We start from the raw sequence: 22,756 nt of genomic DNA, 5'->3' as shown, positions 1-22,756 counted from the left end.
CCTCGCAGGACGTCAGGCGGAAGCCGCTGTCAGCCTCTCCAGCTCCCCCTCCGTCAGCGTCAGCTCTCCGACGCCCAGCAGCGCGGGCAGCTGCTCGACGGTCCGGGCCGAGGCGATCGGGGCCGCGACCGTCGGCCGCGACGCCAGCCACGCCAGGGCCACCGTGGCCACCGGCACCTCGTGGGTCTGGGCGATCTCGTCGAGGGCGGCGAGCACGTTGCGCCCCCGCTCCGTCTCCAGGTACCTGCCGGCGCCCTGGGCGCGCGGGCTCCCCACCGTCGTACCGGCGCGGTACTTGCCCGTGAGGAAGCCGGACGCCAGGGCGTAGTACGGGACCGCCGCGAGGCCTTCCCGCTCGGCGAGGTCCTGGAGTTCGCCCTCGTAGGTGTCGCGGGAGACCAGGTTGTAGTGGGGCTGCAGGGCCACGTACCGGGCGAGGCCCTCACGGTCGGAGATGTCCAGGGACGCCCGCAGCCGCTCGGGGGAGATGTTGGAGGCGGCGATGTGCCGTACCTTGCCCGCCTTCACCAGCTCGTCCAGGGCGCCGATGATCTCCTCGACCGGGACTTCAGGCTTGTCGAAGTGGGTGTAGTAGAGGTCGATGCGGTCGGTGCCGAGGCGGCGCAGGGAGGCGTCGGCGGCGGCCTTGATGTTGGCCGCGGTCAGGCCCTGGAAGTCTGGGTGCTGGCTGACCTTCGTGGCGATGAGGACGTCGTCCCGGTTGCCGCGTGCCCGCACCCACTTGCCGATGATCGTCTCGGACTCGCCGCCCACGTTGCCCTCGGCCCACGCCGAGTACGAGTCGGCCGTGTCGATGAAGTTGCCGCCCGCCGCCGTGTAGGCGTCGAGGACGGCGAAGGACTGGGCCTCGTCGGCGGTCCAGCCGAAGACGTTGCCGCCGAGGGCGAGCGGGGAGACCTCGAGGTCGGAGGAGCCGAGCTTGCGAAGAGAAGTCATGCTCGGCATCAACGCCCTTGACGGAGGCCGGTCTTCCGGCACGCCCGCAAATTTCCCGTAAACAAGCGGACCCCGGCGATCCGGAAACCGGCAGCCCTGACGTGGGGGGTAGGCGTCAGGACCGCCGGTGGATCAGGGCCGGGGTGTCAGAAGCGGGAGAACCTCAGGGCGTGAGGCCCTTGCTCTGCAGCCACGCCATCGGGTCGATGCCGTTCGCGTTCCCGTCGGGGTGCACCTCGAGGTGGAGGTGGGCGCCGGTCACGTTGCCGGTGGCGCCGACGCGGCCGATGACGTCGCCCGTGTTGACCTTCTGGCCCACGCTGACGCTGATCGACGACTGGTGCGCGAACCAGAGCTCGGTGCCGTCGTCGAGGGTGATCTCCGTCTTGTAGCCGTACGAGCCGTCCCAGCCGGCGAAGGTGACCGTGCCGGAGTGGATCGCCTTGATCAGCGTGCCGGTGGGGGCGGCGAAGTCGAGGCCGGTGTGGTAGCCGGAGGACCAGTAGGCGCCGGCCTGACCGAAGGTCGAGGTGATGGTGTACGAGGAGGTCGGCAGCGTGTACTGCTTGGCCAGCTCGGCGAGACGCTCGGCCTCGGCCTTCTTGCGGGCCTCCTCCTCGGCCTCGGCCTTCGCGGCGGCGGCCTTGGCCTCCGCCTCCTTCTCCGCCTTGGCGGCCGCGGCGGAGGCCTCCTTCTCGGCGGCGGCGATCGCCTCGGCGGCGGCCTTGTTCTCGATCTGGTCCTGCTGCTGCTCGACCTGGGCGATGATCCGGGCCCGCAGCGCCTCACCGGCGTCGCTCGTGCCCTGGGTGGTCTCCTCGGTCGCCTCGCCGCCCATGGTGCTCAGCGCGCTCGCGGTGTCCTCGGGGGCGGAGGAGTCGTCGGAGATCAGGGGCAGGTCGGGGATGGAGATGGCGACCGGCGGCTTGCCGCTCTGCGCGCTGGCCATGCCGCCCGCGCCGACGGCGGCTATGACACCGACGCCGAGAACCGTGGAGCTGCGCGCGAGTCCCCCGCCGCGCTGCTTGGCGACGCGATGCCTGCCGCGTACCGGACGAATGGACTCCGCGGTGGGGTTCCACTCCTCGTACGGGCCCTCGTCGGTGCGGTAGCGGTCGTAGCCGAAGGTGTCGGTGCTGCGCTGGCTCGGCACGAACGGGGCTTGCGTAGCAGGCCTGTTGGACGCCACGTGGGCGTACTCCTTTCCTTCCTTCTCGCCTACCGGGTTAGCTGACGGGTTCGGAGCAGGAAGGTCTCCTACGCGCGTATACCGTCCGTGACTTCACGGCGGAATCCGCGCGATTCACCCCAGGGTGGTGGTTCCCCGGCTCCCTTGCGGGATTCGGCGCGTGCGCACGGAGCCGCCTCTTGTGACGGCTGGGACGACCGCGCTGCGTTATCGAACGTTAATAGACGCGAGGTGCGGATTCCAAGCTGTTCCGCTTGATCATTAACTATTTTCGACGGGACTTAGGGGTCATGAGCGGCCTAAATCGGGCGAGTTGGCCGGGCCTCAGGGAGCGCACAGGTATTGACGGTATGTCAGTTGTTATGCGGAGGGCGGTCGCCCGATCACCGTTGGTGACAAGGTCCGCGGTGAGGGGAAAACACTCAGGGCCGGAACTGAACTGATCAGTTCCGGCCCTGAGCCTTCAGTAGCGGGGACAGGATTTGAACCTGCGACCTCTGGGTTATGAGCCCAGCGAGCTACCGAGCTGCTCCACCCCGCGTCGGTGACTCCATAGTACGCCATCCGCAGGACCAGAAGCACACGGCTTTCTCCGGCCGGCCTCTGACCAGCACTGCAGGGCACTCCACTCCTCGACGCCGGCCCGGGCATCCCAGCCCGTCCGGCGTTTCCCGGCACCCTCGGAGCACCCCGCTCAAGCCGCCTCCAGCACCGCCAGCGCCCGCCGAGCCACCTCCCGCCCGATCGGCAGAGAAGCCGTGGCCGCCGGACTCGGCGCATTCAGCACATGCACCGCCCGCGCCCCCTCCCTGATCAGGAAGTCGTCCACCAGCGACCCGTCCCGCAACACCGCCTGCGCCCGCACCCCCGCCGCCGCAGGCACCAGATCATCGGACGTCACCGCGGGCAACAACCTCCGCACCGCCTCCGTGAAGGCCCCCTTGGACACCGACCGCCGCAGCTCCCCGGCCCCGTACCGCCAGTGCTGCGCCGCCATCCGCCACACCCCGGGCCAGGCCACGGTCGTGCCGACCTCCCGCGGCCGTACGACACCCCACCGGTACCCCTCCCGGGCCAGCGCAGGCACCGCGTTGGGTCCGATGTGCACATCCCCGTCGATCCCGCGCGTGAGATGCACCCCGAGGAACGGGAACGCCGGATCCGGCACCGGATACACCAGCCCCCGCACCAGCCCGGGCCGCGCCAGCGAGTAGTACTCGCCCCGGAACGGCACGATCCGCACGCCTGGCTCGTCCCCCGTCAACCGGGCCACCTCGTCGCAGTACAGCCCGGCGCAGTTCACCAGCACCCGCCCCCGCACCACGTCCCCGCGCGTGGTCCGTACGGCGACCCCCAGCTCCGCCCGCCGGTCGATCCGCTCGACCTCCGCGCCGTACCGGATCTCCGCCCCCGACGCCTCGGCCAGCTGCCGGGCGACGCCGACGAAGTCGCACACGCCCGTCGTCCCGACGTGTATGGCCGCGAGACCCCGCACCTCGGGCTCGTACTCCGCGATCTGCGTGGCGCCCAGCTCCCGTACCGGAATCCCGTTCTCCCGGCCGCGCTGCACCAGCGCGTGCAGCCGTGGCAGCTCATCGCGCTCCGTCGCGACGATCAGCTTGCCGGTGACGGCGTGCGCGACGCCGTACTCCGCGCAGAACTTGACCATCTCGGCGGCGCCCCGCACCGCGTACCGTGCCTTCAGCGACCCCGGCCGGTAATAGATCCCGCTGTGGATGACTCCGCTGTTGCGCCCCGTCTGGTGCCGGGCGGGCCCCGGCTCCTTCTCCAGCACGGTCACCCGCGTCCCCGGCGTGGCACGCGTGATCGCATACGCCGTGGACAGCCCGACGATCCCCCCGCCGATCACGAGCACATCACAGTCGTAGCCGACAGACCGCACCTGCCCTGCCACCTGCACCACCTCCGGCTTCGATAGTGCACTGCGCCACTGACAACGCGTTCAAACCAGGGGGACTGCCACGCCTTGAAGGGGCGCGAGGAACTGCGCGACAAGCCACAGGCTGCCGGCAGCCGCCGATCCACAGCACCAGGCGGACGCGAAGGCACCCTGCCCCCGAAGCGGAGCGCTACGCCGGAGCCATCAGCAGCGGCCGAGCGCGCTCCCGCAACTCCACCACCCGCGGCTCATCCCCATACGGCTCCAGCCGATGCAGAAGATCCTTCACATACTCGGTGGTGCGAGCCGACGATATGCGCCCCGCGACCTCCACCGCCCGTACGCCCTGCTCGCACGCCGCATCGAGATTGCCCGACTCGAGCTCGGCGACCGCCGAGACGACGAGCCGCAGCCCGTGCGAGCGTACGAACTCCTCCGTCGGCTTGGACAGGGCCTGCTCGGTGAACCGCCGTACCTGGCGCGGTGCCTTCAGGTCCCGGTAGCACTCCGCGGCGTCGGCGGCGAAGCGGTCGTAGGAGTAGAACCCGAGCCAGGAGGGATCGTTGTCGCCCTCCCTGGACCGTTCGAGCCAGCCCTCCGCCGCCTTCAGCGCCGCTCCTGCCGCCTGTGCGTCACCCGCGCGTGCGTGCGCGCGTGCCTCGACGAGCCGGAAGAAGCTCATGGTGCGGGCCGTGGCGAGGCCCCGGTTGCGCTCCAGGGCCGCCTGGGCGAGGTCGACGCCCTCGTCGCCGAAGCCCCGGTAGGTCGCCTGGAGCGACATCGACGCCAGGACGTACCCGCCGAGGGGTACGTCGGCCGCCGCGCGCGCGAGCCGCAGCGCCTGGATGTAGTACCGCTGGGCGGCCTCCTGCTGCCCGGTGTCGAAGGCCATCCACCCGGCGAGACGCGTGAGTTCGGCGGAGGCGCCGAACAGCGCCCGGCCCACCTCGTCGGAGTACGAGCCCAGCAGCAGCGGAGCCGCCTCCACGCGTAAGCACTCGGGCACCATGGACGAACGCCAGTCGCCGCCTCCGTACTTGGAGTCCCAGCGCCTGGCGTCCTCGGCGGCCTCCCGCAGCTTCTGCACATCGCTGTGGCCGACTTTGAGCGGTGCGCCGGAGCCCTCGGAGGTGCTCGCCTCGCGCGCCACCGAACTGTCGGCCGGGGTTATCAGCCACCGTGAGGCAGGCGTTGCGTATGCGCTTACTGCGAACGAACCGGCCAGCGACTGCCAGATGCCGCCGGCGCCGGCGCGGCGCCCGGCGAGGTCGAGACGGTAGAGCTCCGTCGCCGACTTCACCGCCTGTCCGACGTCCCGGGGGAAGGCGAGGCCCACTTCGGGTGCGGGGTCCGCGTCCGCCAGGCCGATCTCGTGGAGCGGCACCGGGCGGCCGAGCTTCTGGCCGATGGCGGCGGCGATGAGGTGGGGCGCGGCACCCTGCGGCACCATGCCTTTCGACACCCAGCGCGCCACCGACGTCTTGTCGTAGCGAAGAGTCAGTCCCCGCTGAGCGCCAAGGTCGTTGACGCGTCGGGCGAGGCCTGCGTTGCTGATTCCCGCGAGGGCGAGAACGGCGCCGAGCTTTTCGTTCGGCCCGCGTTGCTCCCTGGACATGCGCCACCCCTCGACACAGACGGCTGCCGCGCTGGCATAACCACGCGGCATTCGTAAACCCAGCGTAGTTCGCCGCATCCCAAGCGTTAAGGGGCATTGTTCCGGATGGCGGGATTGTGGTTCGTACTGAAGTACGCCCTCTGTACGGACAGTTGTGACGTGCTCCCGCTGTGTGGCTGTGCGCCCGTCCGTGCGCTCTTCTCCAGCCATCGGGGGAGCGGTTCCATGGCTCGTGCGTGGGTCGGCCCGCTGTACTGGATCCAGTGGGCTGGGGGATTCCGCCGCCTTCATCCCCGCGGGCGGCGGAACGGTCCGGGGGGCGCACTCCGTTCCCCGGACTGCGCGCGCGGCGAGCACGGCGAGTAGTCCGCAGGGCTTGTACGGAGCGTGCGTGAGCCTGTCCGTGCGACGCCGATTTGGCCGAAAATCGACCCTGTCGCTCGTGGGTGATTACCGCTCCTACCACGGAACTTGAGGGCGCGAACGGCGTTTTTGGGGAGCGTATCGGGGGCGCATTCGCGTCGCAGACGTCCTGGGACCTGCCCGGGATCCGATCGCCCCGCGCGCGTGGATCCCCTTGCCCCGTCCGGGTGTTCGGGCGGCGCCCGAACCGGCACGAGGGCGACACGGGGGCGCAGACACAGGCGCATTCCCGGATCCCGAGCGGCTCCGCCGCCCCTCCGGCGCGCGTCCTTCATGGCAGCATGGTGAACCGGTTCGTACGGTGCACTGGTTGTCCACAGCCTGTGGAGGCGTCGATGCGGTGGTTGGTGGGATGGAGCAGCACCGCCGCGGTGGCCGCCGGAATCGGTTCCGCGGGGGCCACCGGGAGCGACGGCGAGACGGTGCACCCGGTGGGTTCCCAACTCCTGTGGGGTGACCCCGATCCACTGTGGGCGGTCGGCGACTGGCGCCCCGACGAGGTGCGCGTCGTGAAGGCCGACGCCCAGACGCGCATCGCGGTCCTCGGCACCTGCGGAGCGACCGACGAGCAGCTGCGGGTCGGACTGTTCGCCGCGCGCGGAGGGGCACTTCGGCATCTGACGGCGTGGTCCGGCAGCTACACGGCCGTCGTCCAGGTGGGCCGCAGGGTCACGGTGTGCGGCGATCTGGCGGGCGCACGGCCCGTGTTCTACACCCCGTGGGCGGGCGGTACGGCCTATGCGACGGCCGCGCTCCCCCTCGCCGACCTCATCGAGGCCAACCTCGACTTCGGGCACCTCGCCGCACTGCTCGCGGCGCCCGACGTACCGGCGGCCGTGCACGACTCCACGCCGTACGACGGCGTGCGGCGCATTCCGCCGGGGCATGCGCTCATCCTCCGCGCCGGGGCGCGCGAGATCGCCGGGTACGAGCCGGTCGCCTCGCTGGCGGTGGCGGCACCCACGGCGGATCCGGACAGCGCGGTGGACGCCGTACGCGACGCCCTCGTGGAAGCGGTACGCGCGCGCCTGTCGGCGCCTCGCCATGTCCCCGGCGCCGACATAGACCCGGGTCCGGTCCCGGGGATGGGCCCCGCCGAGCGGCGTGCCGCGCGCGGGATGCCGGTACCGGGCATCGGGGCGGACCTGTCCGGAGGGCCGGCTTCGGGCACCCTGGCCCTGCTGGCCGCCGGCCTGCCGGGAATGCCGGGCACGGTGCTGGGACACGGCACGGGCGCGGGAGAGCGGCTGCTCGCCGTGACCTTCAACGACCTGGCGGTCGGCGGCCGCGAGGCCGAGCTGGAAAGAGCCGGCACCCTGGCGGCCAACCCCCGCCTGCACCACGTGGTGGTCACCGGCGGTGAGGAGACACTGCCGTACGCCGACCTGGACGGCCCGCTGACGGACGAACCGGGCCCGAGCCTGGTGACGGCGGCCAGACACCGCGCGCGCCTGGCGTCAGGCAGCGCGGACCATTTCACGGGCTACGGCGCCCGCCAGGTCCTCGACGCCCACCCGGCCCGCCTGGCGGACCTGCTGATGGACCGCAAACGCCGCCACCTGGTCCGCCCGGTCGCGGCCCTGGCGAAGGCGGACGGCTCGGTGCTGGTCCCCGCGCGCGTGTACGGCGCGGCCCGGAAGCTGGCCCGCACCCCCTACCGCACCGGCCTGGAATCCCTGGCGGACCGCCTCCTGCACCGCCGCTTCGACGAGCCCGGAGGTGCCGTAGGGGCGTCGCTCGCCGCGCTCACCTGGGCCAGACCGGGCCCGGCGGCGCGCTGGCTGACCGGTGAGGCGCTCGCTGAAGTATCGGTTCGCCTGCAGGCGGCGACGAGCCGCAACGGCATCGGCCCCGGCCAGCGTCCCGGCGACTACCGCGCGCGTGCGGCACTGGCCCGCCACGCATCGGACCTCCGTGTCCTGGAACAGGCCGCCGAGATCCGCTCCCAACGCCTGCACGCCCCGTTCCTCGACAACCAGGTCGTCCGCGCCTGCCGAGCCCTCCCCGAGGCACTGCGCGTCCAGCCGGGCGCCCGCGCGGCCATCCTCCGCACGGTCCTGGAGGGCGCCGGCGTGGCCGACCTCCCACCCGGCTGGGGCGCCCCGTCCCACGCGTCGACGGCAGTGGCCGCGCGAACGGGCCTGAGGGTGGCCGCAGACTCCCTCACGGCCCTGTTCGGCACCCCCCTCCTCGCCCAAGCAGGCCTGGTCGAGGCCCGAGTCGTCCGCAAGGCCCTCCGCGCGGCAGCCGAGGGCGAGCCCCTCCCCCTGGACGGCCTGGCAGACCTGGTCTCCCTGGAACTCTGGCTCCACCGCCTCCTGGCCCGCCGCGGCACCTGCTGGACGGGAACGCCCGCCCGACAGCGCGCAGTACCGGCGGGGATCACACCGCAGCGGGGGGCGCTGGGGGCGGGGGCGCGGCGGGTGTGAGGGCGGGTGGTCCGCACTGCCTGCCCCTGACCACCACCGTCAGGCGGACTCCGGCTCCGCTCACGGCATTCTTAGCCCGTCCGGCGTTTGAGGACGAGGCCCCTTCAGGGCTGAAGCGGGGGTCCAGGGGGCGGCGGCGCCCTGGCGGGGTGGAAGGGGCGGAGCCCCTTCAGGGATGGGACGGGTAGGGGCGGCGGGGGCGAGAATCCTCCCGGCCCGCACCCGGCCGACCCCCGCACCCACCCCGACCACTCCCCCCCCCGGCCCCACCCACGCCACCCCCACCCAGACAAAACCCGTGCCCCCCAAAGCCACCCCCGCGACAATGACCCGGTGCGGTACAGAATCCTGGGCGTCACCCAGGCGGAAGACGACCAGGGCACCGTCATACCCCTGGGCGGCCCCCGCCTACGCGCCCTGCTCACGGCCCTGGCCCTACGCCCCGGCCACCTCACCACCCCCGACACCCTGATCGACGAGGTCTGGACCGACGACCCACCCCAGGACGCCCCAGCCGCCCTCCAGGCCCTGATCGGCCGCCTGCGCCGCACCCTCGGCAAGACCGCCGTCACCTCCGCCCCCGGCGGCTACCGCCTCACGGCGACCAAGGACGACGTAGACCTCTTCGTCTTCGAACGACTGGTACGCCAGGCCACCTCCGCACTGCAGAACGGCGACCCCACCACCGCCGCCCACGACCTCGCCACCGCCCTCGCCCTGTGGCGCGGCCCCGCCCTCGCCGACCTCCCCGACCGCACCGCGGCCGCCACCCGCCCGGAGGCCCTGCGCCTGGAGGCCACCCGAGCCCGCGCCGAGGCGGACCTGCGACTCGGCCGCGCCCAGGACGCCGTACCCGAACTCAGGGAACTGACCACGGCGCACCCGTACGACGAGCCGCTGCACGCCCTCCTCATCCGCGCCCTGCGCGACACGGGCCGCACGGCCGACGCGCTCGCCGCGTACGAAACCGCCCGCCAGGCCCTCGCCGAGGGCCTCGGCGCCGATCCCGGCCCAGAACTCCGGGCCCTGCACGCCGAGCTACTGAAACCAGCCGCCCTCAAGCCGCTGCCCGGGACGGCTCGCCACGAGGGCCCCGAGGCGGCTCGCCCGGCAGCCCGCAAGACGCTCCCCGTGACCACTCGCAACACGGGCCCCCAACCCAAAGCCCAATCCCAGCCGCAACTTCTGCCCCAGCCCCAGCCTGAATCCCAGAGCCAGCCCCAGTCCCAGCCCCAGCGCCAACCCCAGCCCACCCCGCCCCCCACTCCCCACCCGGACCGCCATGGCAACCTCCGTCCACGCCTTACCTCTTTCGTGGGCAGGGAACTCGAACTCGCCGCCATCCGTTCCGAATTGCACAGGGCCCGACTGGTCACGCTCACCGGACCGGGCGGCTCTGGCAAGACCCGCCTCGCCGAGGAAGCCGCCTCAGGCCTACCGCAGGCATGGCTGGTCGAGCTCGCCCCGCTCGACCGGCCGGAGGCGGTACCAGGCGCGGTGGTCAACGCGCTCGGTCTGCGCGAGACCGTGCTCATGACCAACGAGCTGACAGCCCCGCAGGACGACCCGACCGCCCTGCTGATCGAGTACTGCGCCCCGCGCAGCCAACTTCTGATCCTTGACAACTGCGAACATGTCATCGGCGCGGCAGCCACCCTCGCCGAGACCCTCCTCACCCGCTGCCCAGGGCTCACCGTCCTCGCCACCAGCCGCGAACCCCTGGGCGTCCCCGGCGAGTCGGTGCGCCCGGTCGAACCCCTGCTCCCCGACCAGGCGCACCGCCTCTTCGCGGAGCGCGCGGCGGCCGTCCGCCCCGACGCCGCCGCCGTGCTGGGTGACACGCGCGACCAGGAAGCCGTCGCGGAGATCTGCCGCCGTCTCGACGGACTGCCGCTCGCCATCGAGCTGGCGGCGGCCCGGCTACGGCTGCTCACACCCCGCCAGATCGCCGACCGCCTCGACGACCGCTTCCGCCTCCTCACCTCCGGAAGCCGTACGGTCCTGCCCCGCCAGCAGACCCTGCGCGCCGTCGTCGACTGGTCCTGGGAGCTGCTCGACGAGCGGGAGCGGACTGTGCTGCGCGAGGTGTCCGTCTTCGCGGGCGGCTGGGATCTCGCGGCGGCGGAGGCGGTGTGCACCGGGCCGGCCGCGGACCTCATCGGTGCGCTGGTCGACAAGTCCCTCATCGTGGCCACCCCGTGCGAGCGGGACGGTTCCGACGGCATGCGGTACAGCCTGCTGGAGACCATTCACGAGTACGCCGTCGAGCGCGCCGCCGAGGTCCCCGAGCTGCGTCTGGCGGCCGAGCGCCGGCACCGCGCGTGGGTGCGTGCGCTCGCGGAGGAGGCCGATCCGCTGCTGCGTTCGGCCGGTCAACTGCCGTGGGTCGCCCGCCTGGAGACGGAGCTGGACAACATCCGTGCGGCCCTCGACCGCGCCCTCACGGCCGGCGACGAAGCGGATGCCGCCTCCATCGCGCTCGCCATGGGCTGGTTCTGGTGGCTGCGCAACTACCGCCGCGAGGGCAGCGCATGGATCGACCGGATCCTGCGGCTGGGGACGGCTTTGGACACCGTGGGCGGCGACTCCCTGAAGGCCCACGACAATCGGCGGACAGCCAATGACGATCCCCGGATAGCCCATGACCATCCTCGGCTGGCCGACGACGGTCCCCCGAAAGCCCCAGACGATTCCTTGACCGCCGCCCTGGACCCGGTCGACGTCTTCCTCGCCACGCAGGAAGACCAGTCCCACCACCCCCTGCACGGCCCGCGCATGGATCTCCGGCTGCTGCACCTCTTCCTCAAGTCGGAGACCGAGCCGATCGACACGCTGCTGAACGAGCGGATGCGGCGCTACCTGATGCGGGTGCGGGCCTTCTTCGAGCGCGGAGGCCCGGTGGCGGCGCGGCTGCCGGGGCTGGTCTGGCCGCTGACCGCCTTCTATCTGAGCAGTTCGCGGGACATGAAGGCCGACATGGACCTGGCCGTCGCCAACTGCCGGGCCCACGGCGGTGACTGGGAGGTCGGCGTCCTGCTGATGTTCCGCACGCACATGGCCGTCGACTCGCACGGCGACCTGGCGGGCATCGACGACGACCTGGCCGAGCTGAGGGTGCTCAGCCGCCGGGTCGGCGACCGCTGGATGCGGGCCCAGGTGTGCAGCGCCGCCGGCGAGACGGCCATCTCGCGCAGCCGTTTCGAGGAGGCCAAGGGCGAGTACGAGGAGGCGCTGCGCCTGGCCCACGAGGTGGGCGCGTACGCCGAGACCCCGTTCCTCGTCGCCCGGCTCGCCGAGATCGCCTACCGCGCGGGCGACCGTACGGCCGCGCTGACCGCGCTGGACGAGGCGAGCGCGGCGGCCGACCGGTACGGGGTGGCGGACTCCCGGGCCTTCGTCCAGCTGATGCGGGCCCAGATCGCGCTGGACGACAAGGACACCGCACGCGCGCGCGAGATGTGGGAGGCGGCCCGCTCGGAGACCGCCCTCGGCACACCGCCGCCCCATTTCATGGTGATGCTGAACGCGATCCACGCCCTGGTCGTGACGGCCGAGTCGGGCCCGGAGCGCGGGCTGCCCCTCCTGGCCGACACGTTCCATCTGGCCGTGGAGAACCGGGTTGCCGACGTGATCACGGCGGCTCTCGCGGAGGCCGCGGCCGATCTGCTGAGCCGTCTCGGCGACCACCCGCGGGCGGCCCGCCTGCTCGCCGCCTCGGAGCAGTGGCGCCGCGGCCATCCCCGTCCGCAGCCGGAGCGGGCGAACGCCGAGCGGGCCGAGGCGGCCGCCCGCACCGCCCTGGGCGCCGACCGGTTCGCCGCCGAGCAGGCCCGCGGAGCCACCCGGACCCGGGAGGACGTGCTGCGTGAACTCGCCGAGGCCGTGCGCGCCCTTCACCGCCCTGCCGAGCAGGCGCCGTAGGCCCGGGCCTACGGCGCTTATGCGCAGCGGAACTTCGACTCGGCCCAGTCCGCCAGCAGCAGCGTGTCGAAGGTGGTGTGCGGCTCGACCACCAGCTGCACGGTGCGGCGCCCGGCGAGGTTCACATGGACGGGCACCGCGGGGTCGCCGCTCTTGAGCACGGGGGACTGCCACAGCCGGACGCCGTCGGCGCGGACGGAGAAGGAGAACGCGCCGAGCCCCGCGTTCGTGTCGTCGACGCCCACCATCGCGTCGTAGGCGGAGCACTCCCGGTTGAGGTCGATGGTGACGGAGGACCGGCCGTGCACGGTGACGCCGTGCGCGTACCGCTGGTCGGCGATCGACACGCCGTACCGCTGCCACACCCAGCTGCTCTCGCCGATCCGCATCTCGGGCTCGGTGCCGTCGCCGGCGACGTCGTACGACAGCTCGCTCCACTGGTAGACGACCGGGGCGGGCGGGGGCGGCGGAGTCGGGGTGGGCGTCGGTGTCGGAGCGGGGGCCGGGGGCGCCGGCGGGGAAGGCGTGGGCGCCGCACTCGGCGTGCGGGTGGGCGACGGCGACGGCGTCGGCCTGGGGGTCGGGGCCGGCTTGGGCTTCACGGCCGGGACGATCGCCGGAGGCCGCGGAGTGGGCTCCTTCTTCGTCGGCTGGGGCGTCGGCGTGTCCTCGACGACGGGGGAGGGGGCGGAGGGCTGCTTGGCGTCCTCCTTGTGGGCCGGACGGTCGTTGCCGGCCAGCGCCAGCATGAGAGCCGCCGCCGCGGCCACGGCGACCACACCGGCCGCGATGCCGGCCTTCACCGGCGCGCCCAGCCCCTCGGCGGCCGCCGCACCGCCCCCGGAACCCGCCCCGCCGGACGAACCGCCGCCCGCCGCGCCGACCCCACCGGCGGCACCGCTCGACGAGCCTCCGCCGGCCGCCGCGGCCGCGGCCGCGCCCGCGGCACCGGCGGCGCCCGCACCACCGGCGATGAGCCCGGCCGCCTTTGCGTACCCGGCGGCACCGAACCAGCCGATGACCGCGACCGGCACGACGGCGGGGATACCGCCGGCGACCTCCTTGATCTGGCCCGCGGCCAGCCGGCACTTGGCGCACTCCTCCAGGTGCTTGCGCAGGCCCCGCTCGGCACGGGTGCGCAGGCTGCCGCGGGCGTAGGCGCCGAGCCGGTCGGCATAGCGGGCGCAGCCCTCGTCGCTGGCGAGGCTGGCGCTGACGTGGGCCTGGAGGTAGGCCTGCTTGAGGCCCTCGCGGGCGCGGCTGGCGAGCACTCGCGTGCCGTTGGCGTCCAGCCCGAAGAGCGTGGCGACCTCGCTGGGCGACTCGTCCTCGACCTCGGTGTGCCACAGCACGGCCTGCCAGCGTTCGGGCAGCGACCGGAAGGCCTGCATGGCCATGGACTGCTCGGCCTCGTGCATCGCCCGCACATCGGCGCCCAGGTCCAGAGTGTCGTCGTCCGAGACTTCGGAGACCCGCGCGGTCTGCGCGGCGAACACCGCGAAGTCGTCGACCAACTGCTCGCGCCGCGCCGACCTCGTCCAGTCCGCGGCGGCCCGCCGGATCGAGGTGAGCAGATACGCGCGTACGGCGTGCTCGGGCCCGGAGCCGCCCCGTACCGCCTGGAGCATGCGGGCGAAGACCTCGGCCGTGAGGTCGTCCGCGGTGTGGGCGTCACGGCAGCAGGTGCGCGCGTACCGGCGCACGGCCTCCGCGTGGCGCCGGTACAGCTCCTCGTAGGCCGTGTCGTCGCCGGAGCGCATCCGGCCGATCAGGTCGGAGTCGGACGGCGGAAGTCCGCGCGGCGCAGGCAGCGTGCTGTCCTCGCGCCGGTCGCGCTGGGCCGGGACGCTGCGTTCCGCGCGCCCCTGCCTGCGGCCCTCCGTGGAGCCGCCCGGCGGCAGGTCCGCCCGTCCGCCCTGATTCGGCACCTGGGGAGTCGCCGAGTCGCCGTCACCGCGCGACTCGTCCCACCCGTCAACGCTCATCGCGGAAAGCCCCCGCCGCCGGCTCCACCAGTCCTGGACACCGGGTCAGGGTGCCACATTGGATTTTGGTCAGGACCCACCCGTACGGAGGATCCACTCGTCCGTGGGGACTTCCGGTAACGCGATACTGGCCCTCGCCCGTACGGGGAGGGCTCAACGGGCCCTGGACGGCGGCGAGTTGAATGCTGCGCTCGAATGGCCCGAGATGTGCCGTGATGGTGTTCGAGGCGAGGGCGGCGCAGCACCCCGCCTCTTGACACCCGTTCCGAGCAGCGGACGTTTCGCGCCCCCTGCACAAGGGTCGGCTCACATCTGAGGCCGCGACCGCAACCCCTCCAGCAGGATGTCCAGCAAACGGGCCGAGGCCGCCGCCTGCTGAGCCGCATCCGGCAGCGAGGGCGCCGCCGTCGCGATCACCAGCAGGACGTCCGACACCGACACGTCGGCCCGCAGCTCACCCGCCGCGCGAGCCCGCTCCACGAGCTGGCCCACCACGTCGAGCAGGGCCGCAGCCCCGGCGTCGTCCATCGAGTCGGCCGGCACGGCCGGGGCCTGGTCGGGCACCAACCGCAGCTCACCGGCGCCCGGCTGGGTCCGCTGCTGCGGCACCCGGGCCTCGTCGAGCACGGTGCCGTCCTCGGCGACCCCGACCCGCAGCACCTGCGGCGGCAGCAGCCGACCCGCACCCGAGGCCACGGACGTGCGCAGGAAGCGCGACAGCGCCGACCACGGCTCGTCCTCCTGGCCGAGCGCCGCACGCGCCTGGTCGGTCAGCCGGGAGGTCTCCTCCTCGGCTATCCGCCGCACCAGGACGTCCTTGCTCGGGAAGCGCCGGTACACCGTGCCGACACCGACCCGCGCGCGCCGCGCCACGTCCTCCATCGGCGCGCCGTACCCCAGCTCGCCGAAGACCTCGCGCGCCGCACGCAGCACGTGCTCCAGATTGCGCTGTGCGTCCACGCGCAGCGGCGTCGTACGCGAGCTGTCCCCGCGTCCGTTGCCCGCAGCCGCGCTCATCGTGCCGCCCACCGCCCCGCCACCCGCTGTGATGGCGGACGCGGAAGACCAACGAGAATCCTGAACATGCATAAGCGATCCCCCGGTAATGACGTCTCCCCCCGGAGACTCTCCCCGTCATTGCAAAGCCGGAGCGTCGCGGAACAAGCCCGGACAACGAGCCCGCCGTGTGTGACTCACGGACCCGAAGAGCGCATCCCCCTACACCCCGTCGAGACACGAACATAGTTGAGCGAGGGTCAATTCAGAAGGGGCACGTTCCGCACGGAGCGCCCCTCGATCGGAGTACGAGTCGTTTACGTCCCGATTGAGCCACCTGCGACCCCCCGGCGCACGCCCCCTGACCTGCGAATTTTCCCCGCACTCCGGCAATTCGGCCAAATCGCGGTTCCGACGGGCTCCGGTCACACAAATTGTCGAGCCTGTGGACAAACGCAAGCGCCGGGTGCGTCATGGGATGGTGAAGGAACGTGCGCGCATTCTCGTTGTCGGCGGCGGCTACGTCGGGATGTACACGGCCCTGCGACTTCAGCGGAGGCTGAAACAAGAACTGGTGCGGGGCGAAGCCGAGATCACGGTGGTCACTCCCGACCCGTACATGACGTATCAGCCGTTCCTCCCGGAAGCGGCCGCAGGCTCCATCTCCCCACGCCATGTGGTCGTACCGCTGCGCCGCGTCCTGCCCCTGTGCCGGGTCGTCATCGGCGAGGCCACCGCCATCGACCACGCAAAGCGCACCGCGACCCTCACCACCCTCGCCACCGAGGAAGAGGGCACGGGCACCGAACAGCTGTCGTACGACGAACTCGTCCTCGCCCCCGGCTCGGTCTCCCGCACGCTCCCCATCCCCGGCCTCGCCGCGCACGGCATCGGCTTCAAGACCGTCGAAGAGGCCATCGGCCTGCGCAACCACGTCATCGAGCAGATGGACATCGCCTCCTCCACCCGCGACCCCGCGATCCGCGACGCCGCCCTCACCTTCGTCTTCGTCGGCGGCGGCTACGCGGGCGTGGAGGCGCTCGGCGAACTCGAGGACATGGCCCGCTACGCCGCGCGCTACTACCACAACGTCCGGCCCGAGGACATGAAGTGGATCCTGGTCGAGGCCTCGGACCGCATCCTGCCCGAGGTCGGCGAGGACATGGGCCGCTACACCGTCACCGAACTGCGCCGCCGCAACATCGACGTACGCCTGCACACCCGCCTGGAGTCCTGCACGGACCGCGTCGCCGTCCTCAGCGACGGCGCCCGCTTCCCGACTCGTACGGTCGTCTGGACGGCCGGCGTCAAACCCCACCCCGTCCTCGCCGCGACGGACTTGCCGCTCGACGGCCGCGGCCGGCTCCAGTGCACCCCCGAGCTGACCATCGAGGGCACCACGCACGCGTGGGCCGCGGGAGACGCAGCAGCCGTCCCCGACGTCACCGCCGGCGATCCGGGCAAGGAGTGCGCCCCCAACGCCCAGCACGCCCTGCGCCAGGCGAAGGTGCTGGGCGACAACATCGCGCACGCCCTGCGCGGCGAACCCCTGGAGACGTACGCCCACAAGTACGCGGGCTCGGTCGCCTCCCTCGGCTTCCACCAAGGGGTCGCACACGTCTACGGACGCAAGCTGAAGGGCTACCCTGCCTGGTTCATGCACCGCGTGTACCACCTCAGCAGGGTGCCGACCTTCAACCGCAAGGCCCGTGTCCTGGCCGAATGGATCCTGTCGGGACTCTTCAAGAGGGAGATCGTCTCCCTGGGTTCGCTCGAACATCCCCGAGCGGAGTTCGAACTCGCGGCCGGTGGAAAGCATCCTCTCGACCCGCAGGACGACTCGAAGGGGTCGTCCTGACCGGACCCAGGAACTCCACCGACGAGGCAGGCGTCTGACGGGTGTCGGCCAGGTCGGCCGCACTGCCAGACTGATCCCCGAACCGATCCCGAACACGAGGCTCTCCCCACAGTGCTGCGACTCAGGGGTGCCACCCCGCAGACCCCCGGCCTGGTCCGGAGCCGGCAGAAGACGACGACACGAGGCAAGGATTCGTGAACTTCACGCGCTGGAGCGCCCGGCTCCCCGGAACGCAGCGCCGCGCCGCAGCGCGGACCGAAACAGCGGCGGCGGTCACCCACGACCGCCGGGGAGAGGGCCCGGGTGCCGTCCCCGCGGCCCGCGCCGAACAACTCACCGACGAGGCCAAGCCGATCCCCGCCCTGGACGAACTCCCGGTCCGCGAGGTCCTGGACCGGGTCCCGTCCCTGGTCGCCCTCGTCCACGGCCATGACCACCGTCTTGCGTACGTCAACGACGCCTACGTCACTGCTTTCGGTGTACGTCCTCCGGGCGAACCGGCCCGCGAGGCCCTCCCCGAACTGGCCGAACTGGGCCTGCTGCCCCTCCTCGACCAGGTCCTGCGCAGCGGCAAGCCCCGCACCCTCAAGTCCCGCAAGGCCCCCGACGGCCGCTCCTACACCTTCACCTGCACCCCTGTGACCGAGGGCGACGGCGGCGTCCTCATCTTCGCCACGGACGTCACCGACCACGCGGAGGCCGCCGAGCGCCTGCGCGCCAGCGAACGCCGCCAGCGCGAAACAGCCGTCACCCTCCAGCGCTCCCTCCTCCCCCAAGAGCTCGAAGAGCCGGACGACCTGCGCATCGCCGCCACCTACCACCCGGGCGGCACGGAGGCCGCGGTGGGCGGCGACTGGTACGACGTGATCACCCTGGGCGGCGGCCGCACGGCCCTCGTCATCGGCGACGTGATGGGCAGAGGCGTCCGAGCGGCTGCCGTCATGGGCCAACTCCGTACGGCGGTGAGGGCCTACGCCCGCCTGGACCTCCCCCCGCACGAGGTCCTCCAGCTCCTGGACGGCCTGGCGACGGAAATCGACGCCAACCAGATCGCCACCTGCGTCTACGCCATCCATGACCCGAACGAGGGACGCCTGGTGTACGCCTCCGCCGGCCACCTGCCGATCCTGGTCCGCGACGAGAACGGCACCGTCCAGCGTGCCGACGAACCGACCGGCCCGCCCCTCGGCACCGGCGGCTGGATGCACGCGTCGGGTTCGATCGCCCTGAGCCCCGGCTCCACCGCCGTCCTCTACACGGACGGCCTGGTGGAACGCCGGGACGAGGACCTGGACGAGGGAATCGCCTCCCTCGAACGCGCCCTGGCCGGCGCGACCGGCACCCCCCAGGTCATCTGCGACCGCCTGGTGCGCACGGCAGGCGTCACGGCGGACCACGACGACGACGTGGCGGTCCTCGTCCTCCAGCACCCGTCCCGCACGGGCCCCGACGGCGACCTCTTCCGCAACGCCGCCCTGGAACTGCTGGGCGGCGTGGAAGCGGCCCCCCGCGCCCGTGCCTTCGCCTCCGGCGTCCTGACGAGCTGGCGCTTCCCGTCCGACCTCCATGACCTGGGCGTCCTGGCAACCAGCGAACTAGTCGCCAACTCCCTCCAGCACGGCACCCCGCCCATGCGCCTGCGCCTGCGCCGCACCGACCGCCGCCTGATCATCGAGGTCACCGACGGCGACGACCACCTCCCACGCCGCCGCCGCGCCGAACCGGCCGACGAGTCCGGCCGGGGCATCGCCATCGTCGCCACCATCGCCTCCGCCTGGGGCTCCCGCCGCACGCCGGGGGGTGGGAAGGCGGTGTGGTGCGAGTTCGTACTGCCGCAGGCGGCGACTTGACGAGAAGGGGGGATCGCGCGCCACCCCGGCGATGCGGGCCGCGTGAAGTCGGGTCTCGACGCCGAGCTCGGTGTAGACGCGCCGGAGGTGGTCCTTGACGGTGTCGGGACTCAGGTTCAGAGCGCTCGCGATCTCGCGGTTGGGCAGTCCGTCACCGACGAGCGCGAGGACGTCCCATTCGCGCGGGGTGAGCGCGGACACCAGGGCTTCGCCGCGGTACTGCGGGTCCTCCCCGAGAGCGGGCCACGCCGCCGCCTGGTACGCCGTCAGCTTGCCGCCGACCGGCGCAGGGCCTGTGCCGCCCTGGCCGTCCTCACGGTGCTGTTCGGCGCCTCACTGGGCTACGTCACCCTCCTCGACACCCTGATCCGCACCGCCGAGAGGCAGTCGTACCCCGAGGTACTCCCCGGTCAGGTCCTTCTGGCCGGCACCAGGAGCCACACCCTGCCGCCGAGCGAGGCACTGCTGCGACGGCGGTCTGCTCGTCTGGAGGAACGCCAACGACGCCACCACCGGCACGGGCGAGCGCGCCGGCCTCGTCGTCCGCGAGGGTGACAAGGTCCTGGGCCGCACCGCCGAACTGCCCACGGCCACCGTCGCCCCCGAACCGGCCGCGTGGCGAACCGGCTCCGACGGCATCATGCTGCGCTCCGCCGCTGACGCGCTGGAACTTCCGGTGCAGCCCGACGGCCCGCTCATGGTCACCGGTGTCTCCGCGGACCGGGCCCACGCCTTGCAGCAGGCCGTCATCGATGCGGGCATGGACGCCGGCGCGGTCCTGATCCACGTGAAGCCGGACGACCCGGTGCCTCCCGCGGCGCTACTGGCCACCGCCGCCGGCCTGGTGACCCTGGCCCTTCTCGCGATCCTGGCCGCCACCCGCAGCCAAACCCGCATCCTGCGCCGCTATCCGGCCCGGCTGATCGCCGTCGGCATCCCACCGCGCTGGGCCCGCCAGGTCCTGCTCTGCCGGCATGGCGCCCTCATCGCGGTGAGCGCCCTGCTCGGCCTGGTCATCGCCGTCATACCCAGTGTGGTCCTCGCCGCCCGGATCTCCGGATTCGTGCTGAGCGTCCCGTGGTGGCAGCTGGCCGTACTCGCCGCGGCGATCTACCTGGCCGCACTCCTGGCCGCCGCCCACTCGGCCCACAGGCTCCGGGCGACGGAAGCGCGGGGGGCGTGAACCGAGCTCCGGGCGCGAAGAAACTCAGGCACGCGCCCGAGCCGACCCGGACGCCGACCCGGCCCCCTGCGCCACCACCCGGCTCTTCGCCAGCCACGGCTGATCCTGCACGGCACTGAGCTGCCGCCCCAACCGAACCGCGAGATACGTGATCCCCAACGAGAACCCGAGGAACGTCACGACATACGCCCCATGCAGCGAGGCCCCCATGGGCCCGCCCACCGCCGGCCCAACAGCCAACGCGAGCTGCTTCACCAGCGCGAACGCGGAGTTGTACTGCCCAGCCATCCCCTCTGGAGCCAAGTCGGCCACCAGCGGAGCCACAGTCGGCGACAACATCGCCTCCCCGAGCCCGAACAACGCGTACGTCGCAACGAAGGCAGCCGTAGCCATCTCCTTGCTCCCGTGCCCCAGCCCCGCATACGCCGCCGCAACCCACGCCACAGCCCAGATCAACCCCACAGCCGCGATCACCCGCGACCGCCTCCGCCGCTCGACGAACCGCAGCACGGCGAACTGCGCCACCACGATCACCGCGGTGTTGGCGGCCAACGCGGTCCCGAGCGCCGAAGTGGACACCCCGGCGGCCTCGACCCCGTACGCACTCAGCCCCGACTCGAACTGCCCGTAGCAAGCGAAGAACAGCACGAAGCCCAGCACACACAGCTGCACCATCGCCCGGTTCCGGAGCAACTGCTTCCAGCTCCCCCTCGCCGCCCCACTCCCCGGCGCCCCTTCGATCCGCGGCGCGCGCGGCATCCGCACCGTCGACATCACCGCGACGAGCAGCACAAACACCCCCGCCTCGATCGCGAAGAGCAGCGTGAAGGACGCAACGCTCGTCGTGTCGACGAGATGTCCACCGATCAGCCCGCCAACCCCCAGCCCCAGGTTCTGCAGGAAGAACTGCATCGCGAACGCCCGCGACCGAGTCCCCGCGCCGGAGCAGTCCACGATCATCGTCGCGAGCGCCGGCTGCATCACGGCCTGCCCCGCCCCGAGGGCGGCCGCCGACAGCAGTACGGTCACCGCACTCCCCGCCAGCCCCAGGCTCAGCGCGCCGAGCGCGGCGGTGATCAGAGCGGCGAGCAGCACCGGCAGCGGGCCCCGCCGGACGATGGCCCGCCCGGCGAACGGCAGCACGATCAGCGCGGCCACGGCGAAGACGGCGAGGACGAGCCCCGCCGTCAGCGAACCGAGCCCCCGGACCTGCGCCACATAGACGTACAGGTAGGGGACGGTGAAACCGAGCCCGAACGCGCTGAGTGCGTTGCCCACATGGATCCGGCGCATCGCTGCGCCCATCGCCCTGGTCACGTTCACCTCTCTCGATCAGCCCTGAATGCAGGCCTGAAGACTTCAAAGCTAAAGTTCGAAGCTAAAGAGTACATCCCGAAGGACTTCAACGCCAAGCAAGCCCATGCGATACTCGGCCCATGGGCGACACCACAGGCATCAGCGAGCCGACACTCGAAGAGCAGATCGCCGCCTACCAGCGCGAGTTCCGGGACCTCGACCCCCAGGTCGAGAAGATCGTCTCGGCGCTCTCCCGCCTGAACCGCCGTATGAACGTCGCCTACGGCCGCCAGACCGCCGCCCTCGGCATCAGCAACGCCGAGTGGGAGGTCCTCAAGGCCCTGGTCCTCTCCGGCGCCCCCTACCGCATGGGCCCGAGCGACCTCGCCAAGCGCCTCGGCCTCACACCGGCCGCCATGACGCACCGGATCGACCGCATGGTCGCGGAGGGTCTGGTCACCCGTGAGCGCGACGAGTCCAACCGCGTCCGCGTCATCGTCGAGCTGACCGCGGAGGGACGCGAGAAGTGGCTGGAGGCGATGCGGCTCGCGTCGGTCTTCGAGGAGGACCTGCTCCAAGACCTCTCGGCGGACGAACGCACCGTCCTCGGCGAAGTCCTCACCCGTCTGCTCCGCAGGGTGGAGCACGCCCAGCCGGACGCCGGCGGACGCCTCACTGACCTGGACTGATGCGGTCACTGCCGCCGACGCAAAAGATCTTGACAGGGGACGCTTGACAGCCCCCTCCCCGATCCGTACAGTTCTTCGGGTTGCCGCGGAGCCGTAACGGTTCTGCGACAGCACCTCCCGCCGCGAAAGCGGCAACCCAAACCACAGCACGATCTCCCGACGGGGTTGATTTCGGCGTGCCCGAATTCAATTCGAATGGGACTCGGCGGCCCGATTGGGAATCGCCGAGAGAATCCGCTAAGGTTTGAGACGTCGGAACGGCTCAACGGCCGCGAAGACAACCCCCGCTGACTGGGAGTCAGGCCCGAGAGGATCTGATAAAGTCAGAACCGCCGGAAAGGGAAACGCGAGAGCGGGAACCTGGAAAGCGCCGAGGAAATCGGATCGGAAAAAGATCTGATAGAGTCGGAAACGCAAGACCGAAGGGAAGCGCCCGGAGGAAAGCCCGAGAGGGTGAGTACAAAG

The 22,756-nt window shown here is 72.0% G+C and carries 13 protein-coding genes, 1 tRNA gene, 1 pseudogene and 1 riboswitch; of the genes and pseudogenes, 6 read left to right on the top strand and 9 right to left on the bottom strand.

The window, feature by feature from the left end; translation table 11 throughout:
- Positions 1-12 precede the first annotated feature (12 nt).
- The 5 genes from ACIBU0_RS05030 to ACIBU0_RS05010 form a co-directional block, all read right to left on the bottom strand.
- Positions 13-957 (bottom strand): aldo/keto reductase, encoded by a 945-nt coding sequence (locus ACIBU0_RS05030; RefSeq protein ID WP_398811849.1) that lies wholly within the window; start codon positions 955-957, stop codon positions 13-15.
- A 163-nt stretch (positions 958-1,120) separates the two neighbouring features.
- Positions 1,121-2,146 carry a M23 family metallopeptidase gene (locus tag ACIBU0_RS05025; protein ID WP_398811846.1) on the bottom strand — a complete coding sequence of 342 codons (1,026 nt, stop codon included), beginning with the start codon at positions 2,144-2,146 and terminating at the stop codon, positions 1,121-1,123.
- A gap of 11 nt (positions 2,147-2,157) precedes the next feature.
- Positions 2,158-2,315: riboswitch (cyclic di-AMP (ydaO/yuaA leader) on the bottom strand.
- A gap of 298 nt (positions 2,316-2,613) precedes the next feature.
- Positions 2,614-2,687: transfer RNA gene (locus ACIBU0_RS05020), tRNA-Met, on the bottom strand.
- Positions 2,688-2,840: 153 nt separating this feature from the next.
- The gene (gene lhgO / locus ACIBU0_RS05015; RefSeq protein ID WP_398813931.1) at positions 2,841-4,049 is read right to left on the bottom strand and encodes an L-2-hydroxyglutarate oxidase; all 1,209 of its coding nucleotides are present in this window, start codon (positions 4,047-4,049) and stop codon (positions 2,841-2,843) included.
- Positions 4,050-4,236: 187 nt separating this feature from the next.
- Positions 4,237-5,661, bottom strand: coding sequence for an MFS transporter (locus ACIBU0_RS05010; RefSeq protein ID WP_398811843.1), 1,425 nt, complete (start codon positions 5,659-5,661; stop codon positions 4,237-4,239).
- 758 nt (positions 5,662-6,419) lie between these two features.
- On the opposite strand from ACIBU0_RS05010, the gene ACIBU0_RS05005 reads away from it, so the two are divergent.
- A complete protein-coding gene (locus ACIBU0_RS05005) occupies positions 6,420-8,513 on the top strand; it encodes an asparagine synthase-related protein (RefSeq protein WP_398811840.1) in 2,094 nt (697 codons plus the stop codon).
- A 333-nt stretch (positions 8,514-8,846) separates the two neighbouring features.
- The gene (locus ACIBU0_RS05000) at positions 8,847-12,434 is read left to right on the top strand and encodes an AfsR/SARP family transcriptional regulator (protein ID WP_398811837.1); all 3,588 of its coding nucleotides are present in this window, start codon (positions 8,847-8,849) and stop codon (positions 12,432-12,434) included.
- Positions 12,435-12,451: 17 nt separating this feature from the next.
- Here the strand turns inward: ACIBU0_RS05000 and ACIBU0_RS04995 are convergent, their stop codons facing one another.
- Both ACIBU0_RS04995 and ACIBU0_RS04990 read right to left on the bottom strand, forming a co-directional pair.
- Positions 12,452-14,419, bottom strand: coding sequence for a sigma-70 family RNA polymerase sigma factor (locus ACIBU0_RS04995; RefSeq protein WP_398811834.1), 1,968 nt, complete (start codon positions 14,417-14,419; stop codon positions 12,452-12,454).
- Between the two features lie 306 nt (positions 14,420-14,725).
- Positions 14,726-15,508 (bottom strand): TetR/AcrR family transcriptional regulator, encoded by a 783-nt coding sequence (locus tag ACIBU0_RS04990; RefSeq protein ID WP_398811832.1) that lies wholly within the window; start codon positions 15,506-15,508, stop codon positions 14,726-14,728.
- Positions 15,509-15,893: 385 nt separating this feature from the next.
- Between ACIBU0_RS04990 and ACIBU0_RS04985 the strand changes: the two genes are divergently transcribed.
- Positions 15,894-17,273: an NAD(P)/FAD-dependent oxidoreductase gene (locus ACIBU0_RS04985; protein WP_398811829.1), complete on the top strand. Its 1,380-nt coding sequence runs from the start codon at positions 15,894-15,896 to the stop codon at positions 17,271-17,273.
- Positions 17,274-17,467: 194 nt separating this feature from the next.
- Positions 17,468-19,123, top strand: coding sequence for a SpoIIE family protein phosphatase (locus ACIBU0_RS04980; RefSeq protein WP_398811826.1), 1,656 nt, complete (start codon positions 17,468-17,470; stop codon positions 19,121-19,123).
- Between the two features lie 87 nt (positions 19,124-19,210).
- On the opposite strand, the pseudogene ACIBU0_RS04975 reads toward ACIBU0_RS04980, so the two are convergent.
- A pseudogene (locus ACIBU0_RS04975) lies at positions 19,211-19,324 on the bottom strand (helix-turn-helix transcriptional regulator); the annotation flags it as partial.
- A 439-nt stretch (positions 19,325-19,763) separates the two neighbouring features.
- Here ACIBU0_RS04975 and ACIBU0_RS04970 point away from each other — a divergent pair.
- Complete coding sequence (locus tag ACIBU0_RS04970; RefSeq protein ID WP_398811823.1) at positions 19,764-20,306, top strand: hypothetical protein; 543 nt, start codon at positions 19,764-19,766, stop codon at positions 20,304-20,306.
- 24 nt (positions 20,307-20,330) lie between these two features.
- Here ACIBU0_RS04970 and ACIBU0_RS04965 read toward each other — a convergent pair whose 3' ends face one another.
- Complete coding sequence (locus ACIBU0_RS04965) at positions 20,331-21,611, bottom strand: MFS transporter (RefSeq protein ID WP_398813928.1); 1,281 nt, start codon at positions 21,609-21,611, stop codon at positions 20,331-20,333.
- Between the two features lie 131 nt (positions 21,612-21,742).
- On the opposite strand from ACIBU0_RS04965, the gene ACIBU0_RS04960 reads away from it, so the two are divergent.
- Positions 21,743-22,291, top strand: coding sequence for a MarR family winged helix-turn-helix transcriptional regulator (locus tag ACIBU0_RS04960; RefSeq protein WP_398811820.1), 549 nt, complete (start codon positions 21,743-21,745; stop codon positions 22,289-22,291).
- Positions 22,292-22,756 lie beyond the last annotated feature (465 nt).

Origin of the sequence: Streptomyces sp. NPDC049627 (genome assembly GCF_044465645.1) — a bacterium.
Lineage (GTDB): Bacteria > Actinomycetota > Actinomycetes > Streptomycetales > Streptomycetaceae > Streptomyces.
This window is presented reverse-complemented; position numbering and strand designations above follow the sequence as displayed.

Coding starts and splice junctions, on each gene's coding strand:
- ACIBU0_RS05030 (WP_398811849.1), bottom strand. CDS start 957: ATGACTTCTCTTCGCAAGCTCGGCTCCTCCGACCTCGAGGTCTCCCCG.
- ACIBU0_RS05010 (WP_398811843.1), bottom strand. CDS start 5,661: ATGTCCAGGGAGCAACGCGGGCCGAACGAAAAGCTCGGCGCCGTTCTC.
- ACIBU0_RS05005 (WP_398811840.1), top strand. CDS start 6,420: ATGCGGTGGTTGGTGGGATGGAGCAGCACCGCCGCGGTGGCCGCCGGA.
- ACIBU0_RS04995 (WP_398811834.1), bottom strand. CDS start 14,419: ATGAGCGTTGACGGGTGGGACGAGTCGCGCGGTGACGGCGACTCGGCG.
- ACIBU0_RS04990 (WP_398811832.1), bottom strand. CDS start 15,508: ATGCATGTTCAGGATTCTCGTTGGTCTTCCGCGTCCGCCATCACAGCG.
- ACIBU0_RS04985 (WP_398811829.1), top strand. CDS start 15,894: ATGGTGAAGGAACGTGCGCGCATTCTCGTTGTCGGCGGCGGCTACGTC.
- ACIBU0_RS04970 (WP_398811823.1), top strand. CDS start 19,764: ATGCTGCGCTCCGCCGCTGACGCGCTGGAACTTCCGGTGCAGCCCGAC.
- ACIBU0_RS04965 (WP_398813928.1), bottom strand. CDS start 21,611: ATGGGCGCAGCGATGCGCCGGATCCATGTGGGCAACGCACTCAGCGCG.
- ACIBU0_RS04960 (WP_398811820.1), top strand. CDS start 21,743: ATGGGCGACACCACAGGCATCAGCGAGCCGACACTCGAAGAGCAGATC.